2 protein-coding genes are annotated in these 4295 nt (G+C 69.8%); both read right to left on the bottom strand.

Annotation, left to right across the window (positions count from 1 at the left end):
* A partial coding sequence (gene valS, locus B7X32_RS18965; protein ID WP_292723273.1) for a valine--tRNA ligase occupies window positions 1-2517 on the bottom strand: 2517 nt, incomplete at its 3' end.
* 118 nt (window positions 2518-2635) lie between these two features.
* A complete protein-coding gene (locus B7X32_RS18960) occupies window positions 2636-4192 on the bottom strand; it encodes a hypothetical protein (RefSeq protein WP_292723271.1) in 1557 nt (518 codons plus the stop codon).
* Window positions 4193-4295: the final 103 nt, after the last annotated feature.

Raw genomic sequence — 4295 nt, 5'->3', positions numbered from 1 at the left:
GGCGCGGAGATCGTCGACCGCGGCCTCGAGCGCCGCGATGTCGGCGGCGGGGGCGGCGATCGTCGCAGACGACACCGGGGTCTTCTGCGAAGCCTTGGCCTCGGTCTTCGCGCGGCGGATGCCGATCAGCGCCTTGCTCGACGTCGCGAGGATCGCGGGGTCGCCTTCGCCGCCGCGCGGCTCCGGCCAGGCCGCGGTGTGCACCGAGCCGTCCTCGAACCAGCTCCACGCCTCCTCGGTCGCGAACGACACGACCGGGGCGAGCAGGCGCAGCAGGGTCGAGAGCGCGAGGCGCAGGGCGAGCGCCGCGGAGGCCTGGCCCACGTCCGTGCGGTCGTAGGCGCGCTCCTTGACGAGCTCGAGGTAGTCGTCGCAGAACGTCCAGAAGAACGCCTCGGTGATCTCGAGCGCGCGGGCCTGGTCGTAGTTCTCGAACGCGGCCGTCGCGTCGCGCACCACGCCGTCCAGGGTGGCGAGCATGGACGCGTCGAGCGCGTGCGTGATCTCGGCGTCCTCCGGGACGGGGAAGGACAGCACGAACTTCGCCGCGTTGAGGATCTTGATCGCGAGGCGGCGGCCGATCTTCACCTGCGTCGGGTTCTGCGGGTCGAAGGCGGCGTCGGCGCCCAGACGGCTGGAGGCCGACCAGTAGCGCACTGCGTCGGATCCGTGCGTGTCGAGGATGTCGGCCGGGGTGACCACGTTGCCCTTGGACTTGGACATCTTCTTGCGGTCGGGGTCGACGATGAAGCCGCTGATCGCGGCGTTTCGCCAGGGGGCGCGGCCGTCCTCGAGCGTCGAGCGCAGCATGGTCGAGAACAGCCAGGTGCGGATGATGTCCTGACCCTGAGGACGCAGGTCCATCGGCGCGACCAGATCCCACAGCTCGGCGTCGCGCTCCCAGCCGCCCGCGAGCTGCGGGGTGAGCGAGGAGGTCGCCCAGGTGTCCAGGATGTCGGCCTCGGCGTCGAAGCCACCGGGCACGCCGCGCTGCTCGGCCGTGTAGCCGGCCGGCACGTCGCTGGTCGGATCGATCGGCAGGCTCGCGTGATCGGGCGTCAGCACGCGGTCGTAGTCGCGCTCGCCGTTCTCGTCCAGCGCGTACCAGAGCGGGATCGGCACGCCGAAGAAGCGCTGCCGGGAGACCAGCCAGTCGCCGGTCAGGCCGCCCACCCAGTTCTCGTAGCGCACGCGCATGAACTCGGGGTGCCAGTTCAGCTCGGTGCCGTGGGTGATCAGCTGATCGCGGAGGTCCGTGTCGCGGGCGCCGTTGCGGATGTACCACTGGCGGGTCGACACGATCTCGAGCGGGCGGTCGCCCTTCTCGAAGAACTTCACGGCGTGGTTGAACGGCTTGCCGACCGCGGTCATCGCCCCGGTCTCCTGGAGCTTCTCGACGAGCGCCTTGCGCGCGGAGAAGACCGTCTTCCCTGCCATGTTCTCGACGTACCAGCCGGCGGCGTCCGTGTCGCGCACCGAAGCGGGGGCGTCGGGCAGGAAGCGGCCGTCGAGGCCGATCGTGGTCATGTTCGGCAGGTCCCGGCCGTCCGTCGTGCGCAGTTCTCGCCACCACACGATGTCGGTCACGTCGCCGAAGGTGCAGACCATCGCGGCTCCCGTCCCCTTGTCGGGCTGGGCGAGGTGGTGCCCGTGGATCTCGATGTCGGCGTCGAAGAAGGGCGTGCGCACCTTCGTGCCGATCAGGTGCTTGTGCGGGCCCTCGGGGTGGGTCACGATCGCGACGCACGCGGGCAGCAGCTCGGGACGCGTCGTCTCGATCGTGATGTGACCGGATCCGTCCGCGAACGGGAAATCGATGGTGTGGTACGACGCCTGCTGGTCGCGGTCCTCGAGCTCGGCCTGTGCGATCGCGGAGCGGAAGTCCACGTCCCAGAGGGTCGGCGCGAGCGACTGGTAGGCCTCGCCGCGCTCGATGTTGCGCAGGAACGCCAGCTGGCTCTGGCGGATCGACTCGTTCGAGATCGTGCGGTAGGTCTGCGTCCAGTCGACGCTCAGGCCGAGCTGACGGAACAGCGCCTCGAAGTGCTTCTCGTCCTCTTCCGTGAGCTTCTCGCAGAGCTCGATGAAGTTGCGGCGGCTGATGGGCAGCTGGTCCGCGGCACGGGAGGACTTGTTGTCTCCGCCCTCGAACGGGGGCGTGAAGTCGGGGTCGTAGGGGAGCGACGGATCGCAGCGCACGCCGTAGTAGTTCTGCACGCGGCGCTCGGTGGGCAGGCCGTTGTCATCCCAGCCCATCGGGTAGAACACGTTCTTGCCGCGCATGCGCTCGAAGCGCGCCTTGATGTCGGTGTGCGTGTAGCTGAACACGTGGCCGATGTGCAGGCTGCCGCTCGCGGTGGGCGGGGGCGTGTCGATCGAGTAGACGCCCTCGCGCCCGGTCTGGGCGGCGCGGATCCGGTCGAACAGGAACGTGCCGTCCGTCGACCAGCGCTCACCCCACTTCGCTTCGAGGCCTTCCAGCGCGGGCTTGTCGGGAATCGCGTTCAACGACGACATGGATCTCCTCGTGCGATGTGTGCGGCACCGTGTGAGCGTGCCTGAGTGTGGGGTTCCGGACAGTCTAGCCGGGGTCGGAGCGGCGAGCCGCCCGCAGGCCCCGCTGCGCGGCGGCCGGTCACTCGTGCGTCGTGTACACCTGGTGCTCGACCACCGTGCCGCCGAGACCGGCGATCCCGAGACGGTCGCCGGGGTTGTTCGCCTGCTCCCAGTTCTTCACGCTCTGGGTGTAGAGCGTGTTGTTGTGCGCGCCGAAGAGGTGCTCTCCGCCGGGGTCGGGCAGCGTGATCTGGTGCACGTTCGAGCCGCCGACCGAGACGCCCGGCATCCCCGGGACCCCGAGGGACGGCATGCCGGGCACGCCGGGGACGCGCGCGACGGTCCCGTCCAGCATCGGGACGACGTCGGTCGCGTGCTGGAACGCGTAGACGGGCACGTGCGAGGGAACCGTGAAGGAGTCGATGGGGGAGCCGTTGGTGACGACGCCGATCGGCTTGTAGGGGAACGACGGGTCCGACGCGAGATTCGCGGCCATGATCCCGCCCTGGCTGAAACCGGTGAGCACGACGGGAGCGTTCTGCGGGATGCCCGCGTTCTTCATCGCCTGCAGCACGGCGCGCTCGTACTGCGTCTTCAGCAGCGGATTGTCGAGCATGAGCGCCACGTTGCTGTCCCGGTCGTTCATCGCGCCCCTGGGCCCGGTGAACTCCCACGCCTGTGTGGAGGGGAGCGACACGATCCAGTGCTCCTTCCCGTCGGGGCCGATGACCTTCTTGATGTCGATGGCCGTCGCGTCCTCGCCGCCCATCGCGTCCGTCGTGCCGTTCACCGCGACGAGGTCGGCGAGCGAGTCGAGCTGCGTCACCGAGTTCGCGTTGTTCCACGCCTTGAGCTTGTCGCCGGTGAGTGTGGACGGATCCAGCTCTTCGACCCCTGCGTCCGAGTGCAGGAAGTCGTGCGCGACGTTGCCGAAGATCGTTCCGAGCAGCGGGCCCCCGGTCAGGATCCCGGCGTAGGGGGCCATGTCGGCGAGCACGTCCTTGAGCTTCTCGAGCCCTTCGGCGATCAGGGGACCGAGCTTCTGCAGCAGCGTGACGAGGGATCCGATCGCGCTCGTCAGGTCCTTGACGAGCCGGCCGCCGGCGGCGACGAACTCGGCGGCCGACTCCGCGAAGCGCTTGATGTCGTCGAGCTTCTTCAGCGGGTTCAGCGTGAAGTGGAACAGGCTCTGCGCGAAGCGGCTCAGCGCACCCAGGAAGTCGCAGATGAAATCCCGGGCCGCCTGCACGAGCTGCGACACCAGACGGGTGGCGGCCGCCGTGGCGCCGGTCCACTCGGCGGCGTCCTGCGCCGTGGGGATGAGGTCGCGATAGCGGGCGTGCAGCGCGCGGACCGTGCGCCCGTCGAGCTGCGCGAGAGCGCGGTCCGCCGCGCGCAGATCGTTCGCCAGGGCGTTCAGGGCCTGCTCCGAGTCCTCCCAGCGGCCGGCGAACGCCGAGACCGTCCCCGGGTCTCCGAGCAGACCGTCGAACCACTCCCTGAGCGGGGCGACGTGCCCGAGGAGGAATCCGGCGAAGCCGGGTATGTCCGTGCAGCCGCCGCCGGGACCCTGCGCGGGCAGCCCGCTGGCCCACGAGCCGGAGCGGATCTGGCCGGTGATCGCGACGACGGTCACTGCCCGGCCTCGCCTTCGGAGGTCTTGCGGAGCGCGGCGATCGCGGCGTCCTCGGTGGACGAGAACCGTCGCTCGGTGGCATCGACCGCGCGCGACGCACGCT

It is taken from the genome of Microbacterium sp. 13-71-7 (genome assembly GCF_002257455.1).
GTDB lineage: Bacteria > Actinomycetota > Actinomycetes > Actinomycetales > Microbacteriaceae > Microbacterium.
Note: the sequence above shows the minus strand (reverse complement) of the source record. Positions and strands in the feature narration are given on the sequence as shown.